We start from the raw sequence: 21,912 nt of genomic DNA on the forward strand, positions 1-21,912 counted from the left end.
GAGGATCGTCACGCGACCAGCGTCTCGGCCTGGTGCAGGTCCACCGAGACCAGCTGGCTCATGCCGCGCTCGGGCATGGTGACGCCGTACAGGCGGTCCATGCGGCTCATGGTGACCGGGTTGTGGGTGATGACGATGAAGCGGGTGTCGGTGCGCTTCCTCATCTCGTCCAGCATCCGGCAGAAGCGGTCGACGTTGGCGTCGTCCAGCGGGGCGTCCACCTCGTCCAGCACGCAGACGGGGGCGGGGTTGGCCAAGAAGACGCCGAAGATCAGGGCCGCCGCCGTCAGGGCCTGCTCGCCGCCGGACATCAGGCTCATGACCGACAGCCGCTTGCCGGGCGGGCAGGCGTAGATCTCCAGGCCCGCCTCCAGCGGATCGTCGCTCTCGACCAGCTTCAGCTCGGCCTGGCCGCCGCCGAACAGGGCCTCGAACAACGCCTTGAAGTTCTCGTTGATGACCTCGAAGGCGGCCAGCAGGCGCTCGCGCCCCTCGGCGTTCAGCTCGTCGATGCCGTCGCGCAGCTTGGCGATCGCCTGGGTCAGGTCGATGCGCTCGGTCTTCATGGCGCTGAGGCGTTCTCCGTATTCGACCGCCTCGTCCTCGGCGCGCAGGTTGACGGCGCCCAGGGCCTCGCGCTCGCGCTCCAGGCCGAACAGCAGGCTCTCGGCCCCGGCGGCGTCGGGGGGCGGGCCACGGCGTCGTCGCTCAGCTTGCGCCCCAGGTCCTCGGGCGACATCTGCGCCGTCTCGCGCACGGTGGTCTCGGCCTCGGCCAGCTTTTCGGCGGCGGCTTCGGCGCGGGCGGCCAGGCCGGCGCGGGCCTCGCGCGCCTGGGCGGCGGCGGCCTCGGCGGCGCGGGCGGCGCGGTCGGCCTCGGTCGCTTCGGTCTCGGCTGCGGCCATGGCGTCGGAAGAGGCCCGCTTGCGCCGCTCGGCCTCGCTCAGCATGTCCAGCAGCCTGCCGCGCTGCTCGGCGAAGCCCTGCGGCGCGACCTCGGCCTGTTTCAGCAAGGCGGCGGTCCTGTCCGCATCCCGCGCCAGGGACGCCACGCGGGCGGCGCTGTCCTTCGAGCGCGCGATCCAGCCGTCGCGCGCGCGGGTCAGGGCGCCCAGCCTCTGTTCGCGGCTCTGCCGGTCGCGCGCCTCGGCGTCGCGGTCCGAGCGCGCGGTCTGGGCCGCGGTCCGCGCGGCCTCGGCGGCGCCGCGCGCGGCCGCCAGTTCGTCGCGCAGCCCGGCCAGGGTCTCGGACGGCGCCTCGACAGACTGGGCCGCGTCGAAGGCGGCCTGGGCCTCGGCGACCTCGACCGCCAGCCGGGCCACGGTGTCGTCCAGCGCCTGGGCGCGGGCCTCGCGCCGGGCCTGGTCGCGGGCCAGGGTCTCGACCCGGTCGCGGGCGGCGGTCGCGGCCTTGTCGGCGGCGAAGGGCGCAAGGCGGGCGGCCTTCACTTCGTCTTCGGCGGCCCGGAACGCCTCGGTGGCGGCCTTCTGCGCGGCCTGCGCGGCCTCCAGCGCCGGCCTGCCCTGGTCGATGTCGGTCTCCAGTTCGGCCAGCCGGGTGCGCTGGGCCAGGCGCACGGCGGCGGGGCGGGGCGCCTCGGCGCGGCTGACGAAGCCGTCCCAGCGATAAAGGTCGCCCTCGACCGTGACCAGGCGCGCGCCGGCGGGCAGGGCCTGGGCCAGACGCCCGACGTCGGCCCGGGGCGCGACGCCGCACAGGGCCAGGCGTGCGGCCAATTGATCCGGCGCCTGCACATGGTCGGCGAGCGGCTCCACGCCGGCGGGCCAGGCGGGCGTGGACGCCCGCGCTCCAGCCCAGTGCGCGGCGGCCTTCGGGTCCAGCGCGGCGTCCAGATCGTCGCCCAGAGCGGCGGCCAGGGCGGCCTCATAGCCCTTGTCGGCGCGAACCTTGTCCAGGGCGGGCGGGTGGTCGCGCTTGCCGGTGACCAGCAGCTGGGCCAGACCCCGCGCCTCGGTCTGCAGGCGGCCCAGCCGGTCCTCGGCGCTCCGCGCCGCGGTGCGGGCGTCCTGTTCGGCGCGGGCGAGGTCGCCGCGTTTCGCCTCGGCGGCCTCGACGGCGTCGCGCGCGGACGCCAGGTCGGCCTGCGCCGCCCGCCAGCGCCTGACGCGCGGCCTCAAGCTCGGGCGTCTCCAGCGGGCCCAACGCCTCGCGCTCGCGCCCGGCCTGCGCGTGCTGGGCGACGACGCGGGCCAGCCGCGCCTCGGCGTCGCGTTTGCGGGCGGTCTCGGCGTTGGCGCGCGCCTCGACGGCGGCCAGGGTTCCGGCCAGCCGCTCGACCTCGGCGTCGGCGGCCTTGCGGGCGTCTTCCGCAAGCTGAAGCGCCGTGTCCAGTTCGGGGCCGCGTTCGGGGGCGGCGGCGATCTCGGCCTTCAGCCGGTCCAGCTCGTGGTCCAGCCGGTCCAGTTCGCGCCGGGCGTCGGCGGCCATGCCCTCCTCGCGTTCGGCGTCGGCGGCGATGCGGGCGGCCTCGGCCTTCAGCCGGTCCACCTCGGCGCGGGCGGCCTGTTCGGCCATGTCCAGGCGGTCGCGCTCCAGGCTGGCGCGGTGCAGCAGGGCCGAGGCCACGGCGTCCTCCTCCCGCGCGGGCTTCAAGGCCTCCTGAGCGGCCAGGGCGGCGGTCTGGGCGGCGGCGGCGGCGGTCGTGGTCTCGGCCACGGCCTGGTCGGCTTGGCGCAGTTCCGCGGCGGCGGCTTCGGCGGCGACCCTGGCGTCGTTCCAGCGGACGAACAGCAGCGCGGCCTGCAGGGCGCGGATCTCGGCGGAGATCTTCTTGTACTTCTCGGCCTGCCGCGCCTCGCGCTTCAGCCGGTTCAGCGCCGTCTCCAGTTCGCGGCCGATGTCGTCCAGCCGGTCCAGATTGGCCTCGGCCGCCTTCAGGCGCAGTTCGGCCTCGTGGCGGCGGGTGTGAAGGCCGGCGACGCCGCCCGCCTCTTCCAGGATGCGGCGGCGGTTCTGCGGCTTGGCGGCGATCAGTTCGGAGATCTGGCCCTGGCGCACCAGGGCGGGGGAGTTGGCGCCGGTCGAGGCGTCGGCGAACAGCAGCTGCACGTCGCGCGCCCGCACCTCCTTGCCGTTGATGCGGTAGGTCGAGCCCTGGCCCCGGTCGATGCGGCGCGACACCTCCAGCACCGGCGCGTCGGTGAAGGGCTGGGGCGCGCGGCGCTGCGCATTGTCGATGGTCAGCTGGACTTCGGCGTGGCTGCGCGGCGGGCGCCCGGCGGCGCCGGCGAAGATGACGTCGTCCATGCCCTGGCCGCGCATGGCCTTGGCCGAGTTGGCGCCCATGACCCAGCGCAGGCTCTCCAGCACATTGGACTTGCCGCAGCCGTTGGGTCCGACGACGCCAGTCAGCCCCGCCTCGATCTGCACCTCGGCCGGGTCGACGAAGGACTTGAACCCGACGAGCCGGAGGCGCTGGAACTGCATCGGCTCAGGGGTCAGGGCAGCAGCGGCTCGATCGCCGCCGCCAGGCCGTCCAGCGTCGTGTCCTCGACCCGCTTGCCGTTGACGAAGAAGCTGGGCGTGCCGGTGACGCCGGCCGCCTGGGCGTCGGCGATCTGCGCGTCCAGCGCCGTCTGGGTGGCGGGGTCCTCGACGCAGGCGCCGACCTCCTCGGCGGTGCGGCCGCCGACGTCGATGGCGTTCAGGAACCAGCCGGCCGGATAGCGCATCAGGCGCGCCGCCTCCTGCTGGGCCATCATCAGCTCGATGGCGGCGAAGGCCTTGTCCGGCGCGACGCAGCGCGTGACCTTGGCCGCCAGGGTCGCCACGGGCGCCGGCGCGGTCGGCAGGTCGCGATAGACGAAGCGGACCTGGCCCGTGTCGACGAACCGCGTCTTGAACGCGGGCAGGACGGTGTTGGTCCAGGCGGCGCAGTGCGGGCAGGTCAGGGACGAATATTCGATCACCGTGACGGGGGCGTCCGCCGAACCCAGCGTCCGGTCGGCGGCCGTGACCGCCGCCGGCTCGGCCGCCAGCGCGGCGGCGGGCGCGGCGGCCAGCAGCGCCAGGCCCATCAGGGTCGAACGGATCATGCCGGTCTTCACTTGTTCAGTTCGGCGTCGATGGCGGTCGACAGGTCGGCCAGGCTGGCGCCTTCGCCGCCGGGGGTGATGACCTGGGTCCCGTTGACGTAGAAGGCCGGGGTTCCGGTCACGCCCTGGGCGCGGGCGGCCTGGATGCGCTGATCCATGGCGGCGATCGCGTCCTTGTCGGTGATGCACTGGTTGAACTGGTCCTCCGACAGGCCCGCCGCCTGGGCGGTGCGCAGCAGCCAGTCGCGCGGCGAGGTGGTGATCATCTCCTGCTGCGTCGCCATCAACTGGTGGACCACGTCGAAATATTTGTCGTCGCCGGCGCAGCGGGCCACCAGGAAGCCGGCCGTCGCGGCGTCGATCGGCGGGGTCGGCAGTTCGCGGAAGACGTAGCGGACCTTGTTGGTGTCGACGTACTTGGCCTTGAAGCCCGGCCAGGTGTTCTTCTGCCACAGGGCGCAGTGCGGGCAGGTGACGGAGGCGTATTCGACCACCGTGACCTTGGCGCCTTCCGGGGCGCCCATGGCCATGTCGCCCTCGGCCGCGCCCTTGGCGCCCCGTTGCAGGCGGCGAGGGCCATCGTCGCCAGGGCGGCGCCGGTGATGGCGGCGCGGCGGCTCATGCGGGCGAAGCGGGATTCGGTCGAGGCCATGGGACGTCCTTGGTCGGAGCTATGACGGATGATCGCGCGATTCCCCCGGAACCACGCAATCCAAGACTTTTCGAGAACAGGTGCGGCGAAGGTTTGTCAATCGTCGCCCTTCGTCCGCGACATCGCCGCGCGGCCCAGCCGCGCCAGGGCGGCCTTCAGCGCCTCGGGGGCCTGGGCGATGGAGGCGGCCAGTTCCGCCTCGGCCGCGGCGGGCAGGGGGCGGGCGTGCGGCTGGATTTCGGGCGCTGGGCCGGTTCGGCCAGCGGCTTGACCGGGCCCTGGGCGATCCGGAGTTTCCCCACCGCGCCCTCGCCCAGGAACAGGTTGACGCGGGCCAGGATGTCTTCCGACTGGTGCTGGACCAGCAGGGCCGCGGCGCCGGCGACGCGCAATTCCAAGACGCCGGGGCGCCCCGGCCCTTGGTCAGTTTCTGGGGGCGGGTGACGCGGGCCAGACGGTCGCCGACGATCTCGCGCCAGCGGGGCTCCAGGGCGCCGGCGCCGCGTCCGAACTGCGCGTCCAGCTTCTTGATCAGCGGCGTCAGCGCCTTGCCTGCGCGCGGCGCCGGGCGGGGCGCGGGCCGGGTGCGCCGTCGCGACAGGATCTCGCGGGCTTCGGCTTCTGTGGGCAGGACGCGGCGCATGGGCCTATATAGCCCGACCCATGCCGCCAGTCTCTCCCGACGTCGCTTCGATCCGGTCCCGGCTGCTGGCCTGGTACGACGCCCATGCGCGCGCGCTGGCCTGGCGCGCGCCGCCGGGCGAGGCGGGCGGGATCGACCCCTATCGGGTCTGGCTGTCGGAGGTGATGCTGCAGCAGACCACCACGGCGCACGCCACGCCCTATTTCCTGAACTTCGCCGCGCGCTGGCCGACCGTGCGCGACCTGGCGGCCGCCCCGGACGCCGAGGTCATGGCCGCCTGGGCGGGGTTGGGCTATTACGCCCGCGCCCGCAATCTGCTGGCCTGCGCCCGGGCGGTGGCGGGCGATCATGGCGGCGTCTTTCCCGATACGGAGGCGCGGTTGCTGGCCCTGCCGGGGGTGGGCGCCTATACCGCCGCCGCCGTGGCCGCCATCGCCTTCGACCGCCCGGCCAATGTGGTCGACGGCAATGTCGAGCGGGTCATGGCCCGCCTGTTCGCGGTGGAGACGCCTGTTCCGGCCGCGCGGCCCGAACTGAGGCGGCTGGCGGCGCGCTTCGTGACCGACCATCGGCCCGGCGACTGGGCCCAGGCGCTGATGGATCTGGGCGCGACGGTATGCCGGTCAAGGTCGCCCCTGTGCGGCCAATGCCCCCTCGCCGCCGACTGCGCCGGCTTCGCCTCGGGCGCGCCGGAGCGGTTCCCGCTCAAGGCGAAGAAGGCCGACAAGCCCCGCCGCCACGGCGTGGCCTGGGTCATCTGGACGCGCGGGGACGGGTGGCGCTGGAGCGGCGGCCGGACAAGGGCCTGCTGGGCGGCATGCTGGGCTTGCCGACCAGCGACTGGTCGACCGTCCCCGAGGCTCGCACGCCGCCGTTCCCCGGCGATTGGCGCGACGCCGGGGCGGTGGAGCACGTCTTCACCCACTTCGCCCTGACGCTGCACGTGCGCACGGCGCAGGCGGCCCACCTCGGAGCCTATGACTGGCGGCCGGCGGCGGAAGCCCGCTCCGCCCTGCCCACCGTCTTCGCCAAGGCCCTGGATCGGGGACTGGCGCCGGCCTTATTTTTGTAGTAACAAATAAATGTGCGCATCACCTTCGATCCGGCCAAACGCGACCGAACCTTGGAAGCGCGGGGACTGGACTTCGCATCGGCGACGGAGGTGTTCGTCGGCGACCACCTGACGTTTCCGGATGAGCGCCAGGATTACGGCGAGCCCCGCTTCATCAGCGTCGGGCGCCTGGCCGGGCGGATGGTGGTGCTGGTGTGGACGCCGCGAGGCGACGCGCGGCACGTGATTTCTATGAGGAAGGCCAATGAGCGGGAACAGAGACGCTTCGAAGACCGCCTGGGTTGACCCGGACGACGCGCCCGAACTGGACGACGCCTGGTTCGAGAAGGCCGACCATTATCGCGGCGGAAGCCTGGTGCGGCGCGGGCGGCCGCGCGGGTCCGACAAGGTCTCCACCACCATCCGTTTCGACGCCGACGTGCTGGCCGCGTTCAAGAAGGACGGACCGGGCTGGCAAACGCGGATGAACGACGCCCTGCGCGACTGGCTGGCGCGCCGCGCGGCCTAGCGCAGGGTCCGCACCGATATCTGGCCGCGCGCCTTGCGCGGGATGACCACCGAGCGGCCGTCGACGCGCTGGATGGCCAGGTCGACGGTCGCGTCCCCGACCGTCAGGTCGCGGATCAGCAGCCGTTCCAGGCCGTCGGGCAGGACGGGATCCGCCATGTCGATGGCGCCGGTCCAGGCGTCGATCGACAGGCCCAGCGCCGCCTGCAGCATCAGGAACACCGACCCGGCCGCCCACGCCTGGGGCAGGCAGGCGACAGGGTAGGCGATGGGCGGCTCGCCCGGCGTCCGCGCGAAGCCGCAGAACAGTTCCGGCAGGCGCAGATGGAAGTGGGTCGCGGCGTCGAAGATCTCGCTCAGGATCTCGGCTACGGCGGCGCGCTCGCCGTAGTTGGCCATGCCGGCGGCGGCCATGGCGGTGTCGTGGGGCCAGACCGAGCCGTTGTGATAGCTCATCGGATTGTAGCGCGCCTGGCCCAGCTCAAGCGTGCGGATGCCCCAGCCGGTGCGGAACTCGGCCGACAGCAGACGCTTGGTGACCTTGCGGGCGCGCTCGGCCGAGGGCAGGCCGGTGAACAGCAGGTGGCCGGCGTTGGAGGCGATGGCGCGGCAGGGCTGACCGTCGCCGTCCAGGGCCACGGCGTAGAAGCCCTGGTCCTCCATCCAGTATTTTTCCTCGACCAGGGCGCGGACCTGTTCGGCCCTCATACGCCATTCGGGCGCGCGGTCGTCGTGCAGGCGCTCGCCCAGGTCGGCCAGGGCGCGCCAGGCGGCGAAGGCGTAGCCCTGGACCTCCAGCAGGGCGACCGGCCCCTTGGGGAAGCGGCCGTCGGCGTGGAAGATGGAGTCCTCGGAATCCTTCCAGCCCTGGTTCGACAGGCCCGTGTCGGCCCCGCGCTGATAGTCGATCAGGCCGTCGCCGTTGCTGTCGCCATAGTCGCGCATCCAGTCGGCCGCCGCGATCAGGTTGGGCCACAGCCTGCGGATCAGGTCCAGGTCGGCCGTGCGGCTGGCGTAGGCGCCGGCCAGGGCGATGAACAGGCAGGTGGTGTCGACCCCGCCGTAGTAGAGGCCGAACGGCACCTCGCCCAGGGCGCTCATCTCGCCGCCGCGCGTCTCGTGCATGATCTTGCCGGGCTGGCTGTCCTGGAAGGCGCTGGTCTCGGTCGCCTGGCGCGACGCCAGATAGGTCAGCACGCCCTTGGCCAGCGAGGGATCCAGCCACAGCATCTGCCAGGCGGCGATGATGCCGTCGCGTCCGAACGGGGTCGAGAACCAGGGCGTGCCGGCGTAGGGGTAGGGGCCGGTCGGCAGGTCGGTGGTCAACAGCGCCATGTCGGCCCGCGACTGGTCCAGCCAGTCGTTGAAGCGCGGGCTGCGGGGGCCGCGCACGGTCGCGCCCCTGCGCCGCTTGGCCCGCATGGCCAGGCGCGCCTGGATGGCGTTCAGCCGCCAGCGCGTCGGATCGGGCGCCTCGCAGCTGTCGACGCCGCATTCGACGAACAGCTCGACCTGGCGGCCCTTGGGCAGGCTGAACATGAAGTCGGCGCGCGTGGCGGTCAGGCGGGCGGGCGGCTCGGAAAAGGCCAGGCAGCTGCGCCGCTCGACCGCGTCCAGACCGGTGTAGCGGAAAGTGACGCGCCGTCCGTCCATCTCGGGCGGATGGATGGTTCCGCGCCGTGGGCGGGGCGTGCCGCGCACCTGGAAGATGTCGGCGAAGTCGGCCCCGAACTCGAACGACAGCGGCAGCAGGACGTCCTCGACGCCGTGGTTGGTCATCTGCACCCGCTCGAACATCCGCCGGCCCCACAGGAAGCGGCGGCGCTCGATGTGGAGCACGCCGGCGGGGGCCGAGCGGCCGCCCATCGGGGGCAGGGGACGGTTGGTGGTGTGGCACGAGAAGAAGACGTTGTCCTGGCTGACCCCCGACGACAGGCGCGAGGGTCGCAGCTGGCCCACGCTCATCACCCATCGCGACAGGGCGCGGGTGTCGCCGGCGAACAGCCCGTCGGCGCCGCCCCTCATGTCGCCCCAGCCGTCGGCGACCAGGAAGGTGTCGCCTTCCTTCAGCGCCATCAGCTGTTCCAGGCCTGACGCCTCGACGCTCTCGCCGGCGGTCAATTGGGTCGAATAGGCGTCGTCCATGCGGTCTTCCCCTTGTTGAAAGGCCGATACGAGATTCCACCCGAATGCGGCGCTGAATGGCCGCTTGCCATGCAAATGAAGAAGGCGGCGGAGGGTTCACCCCCGCCGCCTGAATTTTCACCTCTGGCGGCCGGTCAGGCCAGGGCGGCGAAGCTTCGCTCCTCGTCCATCGGGCGAAGCGGGGTGACGACGTCCGGCAACGGCGTCTCGGCGAAGGGGCGCTTGGCCAGCAGATCGCCATAGACGTCCAGATATCGCCGCGCCATGGCGGTGGCCGAGAACCGCAGGTCAAACCGCGCGCGGATGGCTTCTCGGTCCAGCAGATGCGCGCGGCCTGCGGCGGCGACGGCCTGTTCCATCGTATCCACCAGGAAGCCGGTGGCCCCGTCCTCGATCACCTCGGGCGTCGAGCCGCAGCGGAAGGCGATCACCGGCGTGCCGCAGGCCATCGCCTCGATCATCACCAGACCGAAAGGTTCGGGCCAGTCGATCGGGAACAGCAGGGCGTCCGCCCCGCCCAGGAAGGCCGACTTCTGGTGGTCGCCGATCTCGCCGACGAACTCGACCAGCGGATTGCCGACGACCAGCGGCTGGATCACCTCTTCCCAGTACCGCTTGTCGGCCGCGTCGACCTTGGCCGCGATCTTCAGGGGCTTGCCCAGTTTGGTGGCGATCTCGATGGCGCGGTCGGGGCGTTTCTCCGGGGAAATCCGTCCCAGGAACGCCAGATAGCCCTCGGACTTGGGAGCGAAGCGATAGAGCTCGCCCGGCATTCCGTGGTGCACCGTGGCCTTCCAGTTGGCGAAGGACAGGGGCTTGCGCTGGTCGTCCGAGATCGAGACCAGGCCGTACTGGTTCCAGCGCTGATAGACGCCAGGCAGGTCCTTCATGTCCAGCCGGCCATGCAGGGTGGTGATGGTCCTGTCCGCATACTGACGGAACAGCGGGAAGTGGATCATGTCGGTGTGGAAGTGGATGACGTCGAAGTCGTCCGCCCGGTCCAGCACTTCAGTCAGCATGGTGATGTGGGCCGCCAGGTCCGACTTCAGCGGCGCCGGGTCCAGGCGGATCGCCTGGTCGCGCACGGGCACGAGCCGCGCCTTGGTCTGGGCGTCGGCGCTGGCGAACAGGGTGACGTCGTGGCCCAGGTCGACCAGGGCGTCGGTGAGATGGGCGACCACGCGTTCAGTTCCGCCATAGAGCCGAGGCGGCACGGCTTCGTACAAGGGAGTGACCTGGGCGATCTTCATGATGTGTGCTCCGGCCCCCGTCCTGCGCCAGGGGCTTGGATCACAATGATTTCGCACCTGCGAAGTTCCGTTGGGTCAGGACGAAATTTCGCAGGAGTTTCGGTGGGTTATGGCGAAGCTGAGTGTACGTAACCGCGCATAATCCGCCGTCGCCGGCGCTAACCCCTTGTTGTTGCTCATGCGACGGCCTGTCGCAGGGGTCAGAGCGTGGCGCGCACCTCGGCCCGCAGGGCGTCGATGGACTTGAACCCCTGATCCGTCTTGAAGCGCCAATAGGTCCAGCCGTTGCAGGCGGGCGCGTTCTCCAGCAGGGCGCCCAGCTTGTGGATCGACCCCGTCAGCGAGCCGTGGACCAGCGATCCGTCGGCCCGAACCCGCGCCTCGCGCTCGCCCTTGGGGCAATACAGGCGGTCGCCCGGATGCAGCAGGCCGGCCTCGACCAGGGCGCCGAACGGCACCTTGGGCTCGGCGCGCTTGGAGCCCATGACGGCCAGGTCCTCGGGGTTGGCCTGGATGACCGAGGCGATGCGGGTCTCGGCCACCTGGGCGTAGGTTTCGTCACGCTCGATGCCGACATAGTGACGGCCCAGCCGCTTGGCCGCCGCGCCCGTCGTGCCGGTGCCGAAGAAGGGGTCCAGCACCACGTCGCCCGGACGGGTGGCGGCCAGCAGCACGCGGTGCAGCAGGGCCTCGGGCTTCTGGGTCGGATGGGCCTTCTTGCCATCGGCGTCCTTGATCCGCTCCTCGCCGGTGCACAGGGCGAAGGTCCAGTCCGAGCGCATCTGGGTGTCTTCGTTGAAGGCCTTCAGGGCGTCGTAGTTGAAGGTGTAGCGCTTCTGGTCGCGCGACTTGGCGGCCCAGATCAGCGTCTCGTGGGCGTTGGTGAAGCGCGTGCCCTTGAAGTTCGGCATCGGATTGGACTTGCGCCAGATGATGTCGTTCAGCACCCAGAAGCCCAGGTCCTGGATCGCCGAGCCCAGGCGGAAGACGTTGTGATAGCTGCCGATCACCCAGATCGAACCCTCGGGCTTCAGGACACGACGGCATTCCGCCATCCAGGCGCGGGTGAAGGCGTCGTATTCGGCGAAGCTTGCGAACTTGTCCCAGTCGTCGTCGACCGCGTCGACCTTGGAATTGTCCGGCCGCAGCAGGTCGCCGCCCAGCTGCAGATTGTAGGGCGGGTCGGCGAAGACCATGTCCACCGAGGCGTCCGGCAGGCCTTTCAGCACCGCGATGCAGTCGCCGCGATGGATGACGTCCCTGGCCAGGACAGGTGTCTGCAAGTCGGACATGGAAACGCGGCCCCGTACAATGAGAGCCGCGATGGTGAATCCTTGTGGTTAAGGTGGCGTAACCGGCGCGACGGATCGCGCCGGTCGCTCCATCGCATCAGGCCAGCATGCGGACCTTGGGTTCGCGATCCCACTGTCGCGTGCGGGCCGGGGCCAGGAAGGCGTCGGCGTCGGCGGACAGGTCGACCACGCCCGCGTCCGGCTCGACGCCCGCCTTGTCCAGCAGGGGCTGGGCCTGGGGCGTGTGGCCGATGGCCTTGAGGTGGCCGAAGGCGTCCTTGGCGAAATCGACCGCCGCGCCTTCCTTGAGCAGATCGGCGCATCCCTCGTCGGACAGGACGATGGCGACCGCGTCGAACAGCACCGACGGGCTGCCGGCCAGCTGGCCGTCGGCGGCCAGAAGCTTGCCGCCCTTCAGCTTGGCGCCGCCGACCTTGGGCGCGACGATGAAGACCGAGCCGCCGTCGCCTTCGACCGCCGCGCGCACCGCATCGACGACCGCGCCGTCCGAACCGTCGGCGACCAGGATGGCGACCTTGCGGCCCTTCAGCGTGTCTGGATATTTGCCGACGATGCGCAGGGCCGGCGACGGCTCCAGGTCGATCGGGGCCACGGCGGCCTGCGACGCCTCGGGCAGCGGCAGGTTCAGGCCGTCCGCCACCCGCTGGGCCAGGGTTTCGTCCACGTTGCGCAGATTGGCCAGGATGCGCTCGCGCACATGGGGCAGCGACACCTTGGACAGTTCGAAGACGATGGCGCTGGCCAGGTGGGCCTGTTCGATCTCGGTCTGAGAACGGAAGAACAGCCGCGCCTGGCTGTAGTGGTCGGCGAAGGTCTCGGCGCGCAGGCGGACCTTTTCGCCCTGGACCGGAACAGGCGCGGTGCGGAAGCCGCCCTTGGGGTCCTCGCGCGGGCCGCCGTCCTCGCCGGCCTGAGCCAGGCTGTTGGGCTCATAGTTGGCGCGGCCCTTGAAGACCTGGGTCTGCATGTGGCCGTCGCGCTGGAAGTTCTGGAACGGGCAGCCCTTGGCCTGGTTGATCGGAATCTGGTGGAAGTTGACCGTGCCCAGGCGCGACAGCTGGGTGTCCTGATAGGAAAACAGCCGCCCCTGCAGCAGCGGATCCTCGGAGAAGTCGATGCCCGGCACGATGTTGGTGGGCAGGAAGGCGGCCTGCTCCGTCTCGGCGAAGAAGTTGTCCGGGTTGCGGTTCAGGGTCATGCGCCCGATGACGCGGATCGGATGGTCCTCCTCGGGGATCAGCTTGGTGGCGTCCAGGATGTCGAAGGGCAGGGCGTCGGCCTCTTCCTGGCTGAACAGCTGCACGCCCAGCTCCCACTCGGGGAAGTCGCCCTGCTCGATGGCCTCGAAGAGGTCGCGGCGGTGATAGTCGGGATCGGCGCCGGCGATCTTGACCGCCTCGTCCCAGCAGGTGGACTGCGTGCCCAGCTTGGGCCGCCAGTGGAACTTGACCAGGGTGGCGACGCCCTCGGCGTTCAGCAGGCGGAAGGTGTTGACGCCGAACCCTTCGATCATTCGCAGACTGCGCGGAATGGCCCGGTCGGACATGGCCCACATGATCATGTGGGTGCTCTCGGGCGTCAGGCCGATGAAGTCCCAGAAGGTGTCGTGGGCGCTGGCGGCCTGGGGATAGCCGCGGTCCGCCTCCATCTTCACCGAATGGATCAGGTCCGGAAACTTGATCGCGTCCTGGATGAAGAAGACCGGGATGTTGTTGCCCACCAGGTCCCAATTGCCCTCGCGGGTGTAGAACTTCACCGCGAAGCCGCGCACGTCGCGCGGGGTGTCGATCGACCCCGCGCCGCCCGCGACGGTGGAGAAGCGGGTGAACACCTCGGTCTTCTCGCCCACGGCCGTCAGGATCCGGGCGGTGGTGTAGTCCGACAGGCTGTCGGTCAGCTCGAACACGCCGTGGGCGGCCGAGCCGCGCGCATGGACGATGCGCTCGGGAATGCGCTCATGGTCGAAAGCTGAATCTTCTCGCGAAGGATGAAATCCTCCAAGAGGGTGGAGCCGCGCGGCCCCGCCTTGAGCGAGTTCTGATTGTCGCTGATCGGCGCGCCGTGATTGGTGGTCAGGCGGGCGTCGGGCGCCGAGGCGGTCTGATGAGTCTCGCCGCCGTCGCCGACATGGGACGCGGGGGCGCGGTCGGGGGTCTTGGCCATCGGGCAACCTTTTGGGAAAGCGGCGTCCACACCATGTGGCGCGCGTCTTCCTGCTAACGTCGCCGGATGACGATGGTTCTGCGCGAAGCCGCGCACAGCGGCGGGTCACAAAAAGTTCGTTTCCGGTCCGCCGCGCCCTTCGCAGCGGGCGAGGCGGCGGCTATGAGGCGACGATGATCGCGCGCCTACGCCCCGTTCCGTTCGACCTCGGCCCCGTCCACTTCGTCGGCATAGGCGGCATCGGCATGAGCGGCATCGCCGAGATCATGCTGAAGATCGGCTATTCGGTTCAGGGCTCCGACGCCAAGGCCAGCGCCAACACCGAACGGCTGGAAAAGCTGGGCGCCAGGATCTTCATCGGCCACGACGCGGCCCATGTCGGCGAAGGCGTTTCGGCCGTGGTCTATTCCACCGCGGTGAAGGCCGACAATCCGGAGATGAAGGCCGCGCGCGCGCGCCGCATCCCCCTGGTCCGCCGGGCCGAGATGCTGGCCGAGCTGATGCGGCTGCAGTTCTCCATCGCGGTGGGGGGCACCCACGGCAAGACCACCACGACCTCGATGGTGGCGGCCCTTCTGGACGCGGCCGGCCTGGATCCCACCGTGGTCAACGGCGGCATCATCAACGCCTACGGCACCAACGCCAAGGTCGGCGACGGCGACTGGATCGTGGTCGAGGCGGACGAGTCCGACGGCAGCTTCCTGCGCCTGAAGTCGACCGTGGCGGTCGTCACCAACATCGATCCCGAGCACCTGGACCATTACGGCGACTTCGACGCGGTGCGCCGGGCCTTCTGCGACTTCGTGGAGAACATCCCCTTCTACGGCTTCGCGGCCGTGTGCCTGGATCACCCCGAGGTGCAGCGGCTGGTCGCCAGCATCGATAACCGCCGGCTGATCACCTATGGGCTGAACCCCCAGGCGATGGTGCGGGCCGAGGGGTGCCAGATGGGCCCCGACGGCGCCCGCTTCGACGTGGTGATCAGGAACGGCGAGGAGCACCGGATCGAGAAGCTGCATCTGCCGATGGCCGGCTGGCACAACGTCTCCAACGCCCTGGCCGCCATCGCCGTGGCGCGCGAACTGGACGTGTCGGACGAGGCGATCCGGACGGGCCTGGCCGGGTTCGGCGGCGTCAAGCGCCGCTTCACCACCACCGGCGTGGTGGGCGGGGTGCGCATCGTCGACGACTACGGCCACCATCCGGTCGAGATCGCCGCCGTGCTGAAGGCCGCGCGCCAGGTCGCCGAGGGGCGCGTCATCGCCGTGGTCCAGCCGCATCGCTACACCCGCCTGCGCGACCTGATGGATGATTTCTCCACCGCCTTTTCCGACGCCGACAGCGTCATCGTGGCCGATGTCTATCCGGCGGGCGAACCGCCGATCGAGGGCGTGGACAAGCACGCCCTGGTCGAGGGCGTGCGCCGCTTCGGCCACCGCAGCGTCCAGGCGCTGGAGAACGCCGCCGTCCTGCCCCGCCTGATCAAGGACGAGGCCAAGGCCGGCGACGTCGTGGTGCTGCTGGGCGCCGGCGACATCACCAGTTGGGCCTACGGCCTGCCGGCGCAGCTGGAGGGGTTGGCTTGAGTGAAGAGAGCCGGCATCTGCTCGCGGCGGTGACGCCTGACGGCGTTGCGGGCCTCGATCACGAAATCCGCTATCTCGGCGGAAACCTTCGTGAAGCCCTGGCTCACTACCGCATCCTGTTTCCCGAGTTGATCAGCTATCGGGGCGGCTTGTTCATCGAGAGCCATTTCGATCAGCAGATCGTAAACGACATCCTCGACGCATCGAGGTTCGATGCGGGCGACAATGCCGTCGCAACGGCGGAACAGTATGTCAACGCGGTCTCGTTGGCGGCGGAGGATGACCAGCAGCATTTTGATATCGCCATCGCCCGCGCGAATGCGGCCGCGATCGGCTGGGTCTGGACGAGGTGGATCCGGGAGACCTATGCGGTCGAAGTGAAGGTCGAGACGTCGATCTCCTCTGCCGAAGACTGCTGCATCTGGTTTGAAACTGGCACAAGTGACGAGAATTTTCGTGGTTGACGCCTTCCCTGCAGTTCGAGGCAAGCTGCTGCTGAACGAGCCCCTGGCGCCCTACACCTGGTTCCGTGTCGGCGGGGCGGCCGAGGCCTTGTTCATTCCGGCGGACGCCGACGACCTGGCCGAATTCCTCAAGGCGCTCGACCCCGCCGTTCCGGTGACCGTGCTGGGTGTCGGCTCCAACGTCATCGTCCGCGACGGCGGGGTCGAGGGCGTGGTGATCCGCCTGGCCGGACGGCCCTGGGCGCAGGTCACGACGGACGGCGACGCCATCACCGCCGGCGCCGGCGCGCTGGACTCCATGGTCGCCAAGGCCAGCGCAAAGGCGGGGATCGCCGGGCTGGAATTCTACGCCGGCATTCCGGGCACCATCGGCGGCGCCCTGACCATGAACGCGGGCTGCTACGGGGCGGAGACCAAGGACGTCCTGGTCTCGGCCTGGGGGCTGAATCGCGCGGGCGAGCGGGTGGACTATGCGCTGGCCGATTTTGGCTACACCTATCGCCATTCCCAGGCGCCGGCCGACATCATCTGGGTGGAGGCGACCTATCGCGGGACGGCCGATGCGACGGACGCCGTCGCCGGCCGCATCGCCGAGATCACCAGCCGCCGCGAGCAGACCCAGCCGATCCGCGAAAAGACCGGCGGCTCCACCTTCAAGAACCCGCCCGGCCATTCGTCGTGGAAGCTGGTGGACGAGGCGGGCTGGCGCGGAAAGCTGCACGCCGCGCCTTCGCCTCAGGGCGGCGGCGGCCAAGTTCAGCGAGCTGCATTCCAACTTCATGATCAACCCCGGAGAGGCCACCGCCGCCGACATCGAGGGGTTGGGCGAGGCCGTGCGCGCGGACGTTCTGGAAAAGACCGGCGTTCAGCTGGATTGGGAAATCCGGCGCATCGGCCGCCCCGCCTGAACGGCGCAGCGCGCATGGGGAGAAAGGGTTAGGATCGCTCGTCCGCCCGGCTTTGGTTGACGCGCTGTTAACGACCTTGGGGCCATCGCTGCGGACAGTCCGGAGCTGAAGATGAACCGCCCCCTTTCCGACCTTCACGTCGCCGTCCTGATGGGCGGAATTTCGGCGGAACGGCAGGTCTCGCTGTCCTCGGGCGAGGAATGCGCCAAGGCCCTTGAGCGGCAGGGCGCGCGGGTTAGCCGCATCGACGCGGGCCGCGACCTGGCCAATGTGCTGTCGGGCCTGATCAAGCCCGACGTGGCGCTGAACTGCCTGCACGGCGCCTGGGGCGAGGACGGCTGCGTCCAGGGCGTGCTGGAAACGCTGCGGATCCCCTACACCCACTCCGGCGTCCTGGCCTCGGCCCTGGCGATGGACAAGGACAAGTCCAAGGCCGTGCTGAAGGCCGCGGGGCTCAAGGTTCCCGGCGGGGGCCTGTTCGACCGACGCCAGGTGGCGACCCGTCACGTCATCGACCCGCCCTATGTCGTCAAGCCGAACGCGGAAGGCTCTTCCGTCGGCGTCTATCTGGTGCGCGAGGGCGCCAACGACTTCGCCAGCGAGGTCGCCGCCCCGGACTGGACCTATGGCGAGAAGGTGATGGTCGAGCCCTTCATCCCGGGCAAGGAGCTGGCCGTCACCGTTCTGGGCGAAGCCGCGGGACCGCGCGCCCTGACCGTCACCGACATCACCCCGGTCAAGGGCTTCTACGACTATGAGGCCAAGTATGCGAAGGGCGGGTCGATCCACGTCCTGCCCGCCGTCCTGCCGCCGCACGTGTTCGAGGCGGCGCTTCGCCAGGCCGAGCAGGCGCACACGGCGATGGGTTGCCGAGGCGTGTCCAGAAGCGACTTCCGTTATGACGATGTTAAGGACGATCTGGTCCTGTTGGAGGTCAACACGCAGCCCGGCATGACCCCGACCTCGCTCGCCCCCGAGCAGGCCGCCCATGTCGGAATGAGCTACGAAGACCTGGTTCGGTGGATGGTGGAGGACGCCTCATGCCCGCGGTAGTTCGCGGCGGTCGGCGACAGAGTTCGGCGCAGTCCCCCCGGCGCGCGGCAGGCTCCGCGCAGGGCCGGGGGCGCGGCGGCGCCCGCCCGGGCGGCGGGACCGTTCCCGGCAAGATGGCCGCTATCGGCCGCGTCGACCTGTCCCCCCGCGCGGTGGTGATCGCCCTGGCGGCCGGGGCCCTGGTCGTGGCCGGCGTGCTGGCCACCGGCGCGCGCGCCGAGCGGATCGGCCAGTCCGTCTCGGGCGGCGTGGATCGTCTGACGGCCGGCATGGGCTTGACCCTGAAGCGGGTGCACGTGACCGGCGCCTCGGCCGAGGCCGAGCCGGCCATCCAGCGCGCCCTGGGTCTTCACGCCGGCCAGCCCATCGTCGGCCTGGACCTGGACGTGTTGCGCCAGCGGGTGCAGTCGGTCGGCTGGGTCAAGGAGGCGCGGGTGGTGCGGCTGTTGCCCGACACCCTGATCGTCGAGGTCAAGGAGCACGACCGCCTGGCCGTCTGGCAGGTCGACGGCCAGATCAAGGTGATCGACGCGGGCGGCAAGGTGATCGAGGGGGCTGACGCGCGCCGCTATCCCGTCCTGCCGCTGGTGGTGGGGCGCGGCGCCGACGTGGCGGCCGGCGAAATCCTGCCGCTGCTGAGCCAGCGTCCGCGCCTGATGGGCCGGATCGACGCCCTGGTGCGGGTCGACGAGCGCCGCTGGGACCTGCGGCTCAAGGACGGCGGCCTGATCCAGCTGCCCGCCGTCGAACAGGAGGCGGCGCTTATCCGGCTGGACGCGCTGGACCAGCGCGAGCGGCTGCTGGACCTGGGGTTCGCCCGGGTCGATCTGAGAACGCCTGAAGCGGTCGCGGTGCGGCCGACCGGCGACGTCTGACGAAGGGACACGACCGGCATGGGCGGCAAGCAACGGATGGCGGCGAACGATCAGGGCCGGGGGATGGATCCCCGCGGCGGACGCGCGCCCGTGGTCGCCGCCCTGGACATCGGCCATTCCAAGGTCTCCTGCTTCATCATGAAGCCCGACGGCGTGCGACACGCCGACCGCACCATCCGCGTGGCGGGCGCCAGCCACGTCCAGTCCAAGGGCGTCAAGGGCGGGGCCATCATCAACATGGACGAGGCCGCGCAGGCCATCGGCCACGCCGTCGAACGCGCCGAGCGCGCCGCCCAGAGCCCGGTCTCGGGCGTCGTCGTCACCACCGCCATGGGCCAGATGGCCAGCCACCGCGTCCAGGCGCGCGTATCCCTGGGCGCCAACCCGATCGGCGACGCCGACCTGGCGCGCGCCATCGGCATGGCCCTGGCCCAGATCCGCCTGCCCAACCGCCGGCCGATCCATGTCCTGCCCATCGCCTGGTCGGTGGACGGGGCGCGCGGCGTGCACGACCCGCGCGCCATGCGCGGCGGGTCGCTGGGCCTGGACCTGCTGGTCGTGTCCATGTCCGAGAGCGTCTTCACCACCCTGAGCCACTGTCTGGAGCTGGCGCACCTGGATCTGCAGGGCGTCGCCGCCGCGCCGGTCGTCTCCTCGCTGGCCGCGCTGGAAGACGACGAGATGGACCTGGGCTGCGTCTGCATCGACATGGGCGGCGGCTCGACCAGCGCCGCCGTCTGGGGCGGCCGGTCCCTGCTGCACATCGAGAGCCTGAACGTTGGGGGCGATCACGTCACCTCCGACATCGCGCGCGGCCTGTCGACCTCCAAGGCGGGCGCCGAGCGGCTCAAGACCCTGCACGGCTCGGCCATGGCCAGCGCCAACGAGGACCGCGAGATGCTGGAAGCCCCGCCGCGCGGCGAGGACCCGTCGGCCGGCCCCGTCGTGGTGCCGCGCGCCATGCTGAAGACCGTCATCGCCCCGCGCGTGGAAGAGACGCTGGAGCTGCTGCGCGACCGGCTGAAGACCGCCGGCGTGGGCCTGGAGCCGGGCGCGGGCCTGGTCCTGACCGGGGGCGCCAGCCAGTTGAACGGCGTGCGCGAACTGGCCGTGCGCGTCTTCGACCGCCCCGTCCGCCTTGGAAAGCCCCAACGGGCGCCACATTTGGCCGACGCCGCCTCCGGCCCCGCCTTCTGCGCCACCTCCGGCGTCCTCCTCCGCGCCGCCTACGGCCCGCGCGAAGCGGTCTCGGCCCGCAAGCTCATGGCCCGCCAGATCACGGCGGCCGACGCCCCCAGGATCCACCGCGGCAATGTGGTGGGCCGCGTGGCGGGGTGGCTGAGGGATAACCTGTGATTATCGACCGGTCGGGCCGATAAATCTGCGGCAAAGCTGGAATAAGGACCTTTCCGTAGCACCGACTCACATTATCGCCGTAACCTTCTCTTAACCCTCATGGGCGCACTCCTTAACACGCTCATAACCAATGCGATTCGGCGGGGCGTTCGCATGGTTTCCGAGGGCAGGGTCGGAAGGTCGGAAAAAGAATGTCACTCTCGCTGGTCAAGCCTCAAGCCACTGAACTGAAGCCCCGGATCGTCGTGTTCGGCGTCGGCGGGGCGGGCGGCAACGCCGTAAACAACATGATCGACGCGGGCCTCGAAGGGGTCGAGTTCGTCGTCGCGAACACCGACGCCCAGCATCTGTCGTTCGCCAAGACCGACCGTCGCATCCAGCTGGGCGAGACCATCACCCAGGGGCTGGGCGCGGGCGCCCACCCCGAGGTCGGCATGAACGCCGCCGAGGAATCCGCCGACGAGATCCATCAGCATCTCGAAGGCGCGCACATGGTCTTCATCACCGCCGGCATGGGCGGCGGCACCGGCACCGGCGCCGCGCCGATCATCGCCAAGTGCGCGCGCGATCGCGGCATCCTGACCGTCGGCGTCGTGACCAAGCCCTTCACCTTCGAAGGCCGTCACCGGATGCGCCTGGCCGATGCGGGCATCGCCGAGCTGCAGCGCTACGTCGACACCCTGATCGTCATTCCGAACCAGAACCTGTTCCGCGTCGCCAACGAACGCACCACCTTCGCCGACGCCTTCGGCATGGCCGACCAGGTGCTGCACTCGGGCGTGCGCTCGATCACCGACCTGATGATCCTGCCGGGTCTGATCAACCTCGACTTCGCCGACGTCCGCGCCGTCATGTCCGAGATGGGCAAGGCGATGATGGGCACGGGCGAGGCCTCGGGCGACGACCGCGCCCTGCTGGCCGCCCAGAACGCCATCGCCAACCCGCTGCTGGACGAGACCAGCCTGAAGGGCGCCAAGGCCGTGCTGGTCAACATCACCGGCGGCCTGGACATGACCCTGCTGGAGGTCGACGAGGCCGCCAACGCCATCTCGGCCGAGGTGGACGGCGACGCCAACATCATCTTCGGCGCCGCCTTCGATCCGGCGCTGGAAGGCAAGATCCGCGTCTCGGTGGTCGCCACCGGCATGGACGAGGGCGAGGTCAAGCGCATCGAACCGATCGCGCCCGCGACCGGAACCGGTTCGCCGCTGGCGACCCATGACGCCCGTCGTTCGGCCGGCGGCCTGTACGGAACGGCCGCCCAACGTCCGGAGCCCGCCCGCGACACATGGCGCGAGCCGACCCGCGCCGAGGCGACGCGTGCGCCGGAGCCGACCGTCGCGCCCGCCGCGCCCGCTTACGAGCCTCCGGTCGCCCGTGCGCCCGAGCCCGCCCCGGCGCCCGAGCCGCGCATCGAGGTCCGCCCCGAGCCGGTGATCCGCGTGGCCGAAGAGCAGCCCCAGGCCCGCAACCTGGATCCGATCGTCGATCCGTGGGTCGAGGAGTACGAGACGACGCGCAAGCCCGCGCCGTCGCAGCCGGCCGCCCAGGCCGACCTGTACGATCGCGCCGAGCCGATGGACGACTACGACGACCGGGATCATCGCCGCAGCGGCTGGAGCCTGTTCGGCCGCAAGCGGGCGCAGGCCCCGCAGCCGACCTATGCGCCTCGTCCGACCTCCGGCGCCCGCGCGGCCGCCCAGCCGGCGCCCGAGCCCGAGGCCGGTCAGGCCGACGACGACCTGGAGATTCCCTCTTTTCTCCGACGGCTGGCGAACTAGGCCTTAGGGCGTGAACGTCTGATTTGGGAAGGGCGGCCGAAGGGCCGCCCTTTCTCGTTTTCGCAAGCCGTCGCCGCCGCGCCGTGGCCT

14 protein-coding genes and 4 pseudogenes are annotated in these 21,912 nt (G+C 70.6%); 10 read left to right on the top strand and 8 right to left on the bottom strand.

The annotated features are described in order from the left end of the window. Window positions 1-8: 8 nt before the first annotated feature. The 4 genes and pseudogenes from smc to MU852_RS17950 form a co-directional block, all read right to left on the bottom strand. A pseudogene (smc, locus tag MU852_RS12910) lies at window positions 9-3,446 on the bottom strand (chromosome segregation protein SMC). An 11-nt stretch (window positions 3,447-3,457) separates the two neighbouring features. Beyond that, entirely contained in the window at window positions 3,458-4,054 is a 597-nt protein-coding gene (locus MU852_RS12915) for a thioredoxin domain-containing protein (RefSeq protein WP_249749895.1), read from the bottom strand. An 8-nt stretch (window positions 4,055-4,062) separates the two neighbouring features. Further along, on the bottom strand, window positions 4,063-4,584 hold the full coding sequence (locus tag MU852_RS12920) for a DsbA family protein (protein ID WP_347342305.1): 522 nt from the start codon (window positions 4,582-4,584) through the stop codon (window positions 4,063-4,065). Window positions 4,585-4,861: 277 nt separating this feature from the next. Next, window positions 4,862-5,104 (bottom strand): hypothetical protein, encoded by a 243-nt coding sequence (locus MU852_RS17950; protein ID WP_347342306.1) that lies wholly within the window; start codon window positions 5,102-5,104, stop codon window positions 4,862-4,864. Between the two features lie 265 nt (window positions 5,105-5,369). Between MU852_RS17950 and mutY the strand changes: the two are divergent. The 3 genes and pseudogenes from mutY to MU852_RS12940 all read left to right on the top strand — a co-directional run bounded on the left by mutY (window position 5,370) and on the right by MU852_RS12940 (window position 6,929). After that, a pseudogene (mutY, locus tag MU852_RS12930) lies at window positions 5,370-6,421 on the top strand (A/G-specific adenine glycosylase). 12 nt (window positions 6,422-6,433) lie between these two features. Beyond that, on the top strand, window positions 6,434-6,706 hold the full coding sequence (locus tag MU852_RS12935) for a BrnT family toxin (RefSeq protein WP_249749896.1): 273 nt from the start codon (window positions 6,434-6,436) through the stop codon (window positions 6,704-6,706). Then, window positions 6,666-6,929: a BrnA antitoxin family protein gene (locus MU852_RS12940; protein ID WP_249749897.1), complete on the top strand. Its 264-nt coding sequence runs from the start codon at window positions 6,666-6,668 to the stop codon at window positions 6,927-6,929. Before MU852_RS12935 ends, MU852_RS12940 begins: the two co-directional genes overlap by 41 nt. Here the strand turns inward: MU852_RS12940 and MU852_RS12945 are convergent. From MU852_RS12945 to MU852_RS12960, 4 genes and pseudogenes are all read right to left on the bottom strand, one after another. Beyond that, the gene (locus tag MU852_RS12945) at window positions 6,926-9,073 is read right to left on the bottom strand and encodes an amylo-alpha-1,6-glucosidase (protein ID WP_249749898.1); all 2,148 of its coding nucleotides are present in this window, start codon (window positions 9,071-9,073) and stop codon (window positions 6,926-6,928) included. The two genes, MU852_RS12940 and MU852_RS12945, sit on opposite strands and share 4 nt — an antisense overlap. Before the next feature lie 134 nt (window positions 9,074-9,207). Next, window positions 9,208-10,323 (bottom strand): glycosyltransferase family 4 protein, encoded by a 1,116-nt coding sequence (locus MU852_RS12950; protein WP_249749899.1) that lies wholly within the window; start codon window positions 10,321-10,323, stop codon window positions 9,208-9,210. 200 nt (window positions 10,324-10,523) lie between these two features. Then, on the bottom strand, window positions 10,524-11,615 hold the full coding sequence (locus MU852_RS12955) for a site-specific DNA-methyltransferase (RefSeq protein ID WP_249749900.1): 1,092 nt from the start codon (window positions 11,613-11,615) through the stop codon (window positions 10,524-10,526). A 97-nt stretch (window positions 11,616-11,712) separates the two neighbouring features. Next, window positions 11,713-13,799, bottom strand: a pseudogene (locus MU852_RS12960) (catalase). Window positions 13,800-13,972: 173 nt separating this feature from the next. Here MU852_RS12960 and murC point away from each other — a divergent pair. The 7 genes and pseudogenes from murC (at window position 13,973) to ftsZ (ending at window position 21,822) form a co-directional block, all read left to right on the top strand. Then, the gene (gene murC, locus MU852_RS12965; RefSeq protein ID WP_249749901.1) at window positions 13,973-15,385 is read left to right on the top strand and encodes a UDP-N-acetylmuramate--L-alanine ligase; all 1,413 of its coding nucleotides are present in this window, start codon (window positions 13,973-13,975) and stop codon (window positions 15,383-15,385) included. Then, on the top strand, window positions 15,382-15,849 hold the full coding sequence (locus MU852_RS12970; RefSeq protein WP_249749902.1) for a hypothetical protein: 468 nt from the start codon (window positions 15,382-15,384) through the stop codon (window positions 15,847-15,849). The genes murC and MU852_RS12970 overlap by 4 nt, the downstream gene beginning before the upstream one ends. Beyond that, window positions 15,836-16,757 (top strand): annotated as a pseudogene (gene murB, locus MU852_RS12975) (UDP-N-acetylmuramate dehydrogenase). The gene MU852_RS12970 and the pseudogene murB overlap by 14 nt, the downstream one beginning before the upstream one ends. A gap of 111 nt (window positions 16,758-16,868) precedes the next feature. Further along, window positions 16,869-17,810 (top strand): D-alanine--D-alanine ligase, encoded by a 942-nt coding sequence (locus MU852_RS12980; protein WP_249749903.1) that lies wholly within the window; start codon window positions 16,869-16,871, stop codon window positions 17,808-17,810. Then, window positions 17,798-18,685: a cell division protein FtsQ/DivIB gene (locus MU852_RS12985; RefSeq protein WP_430641151.1), complete on the top strand. Its 888-nt coding sequence runs from the start codon at window positions 17,798-17,800 to the stop codon at window positions 18,683-18,685. Before MU852_RS12980 ends, MU852_RS12985 begins: the two co-directional genes overlap by 13 nt. A 63-nt stretch (window positions 18,686-18,748) precedes the next feature. Then, entirely contained in the window at window positions 18,749-20,041 is a 1,293-nt protein-coding gene (gene ftsA, locus MU852_RS12990) for a cell division protein FtsA (protein WP_249751963.1), read from the top strand. 191 nt (window positions 20,042-20,232) lie between these two features. Then, window positions 20,233-21,822 carry a cell division protein FtsZ gene (gene ftsZ / locus MU852_RS12995; protein WP_249749905.1) on the top strand — a complete coding sequence of 530 codons (1,590 nt, stop codon included), beginning with the start codon at window positions 20,233-20,235 and terminating at the stop codon, window positions 21,820-21,822. Window positions 21,823-21,912: the final 90 nt, after the last annotated feature.

This window comes from Brevundimonas albigilva (assembly GCF_023503965.1).
Classification (GTDB): Bacteria; Pseudomonadota; Alphaproteobacteria; order Caulobacterales; family Caulobacteraceae; genus Brevundimonas; species Brevundimonas albigilva.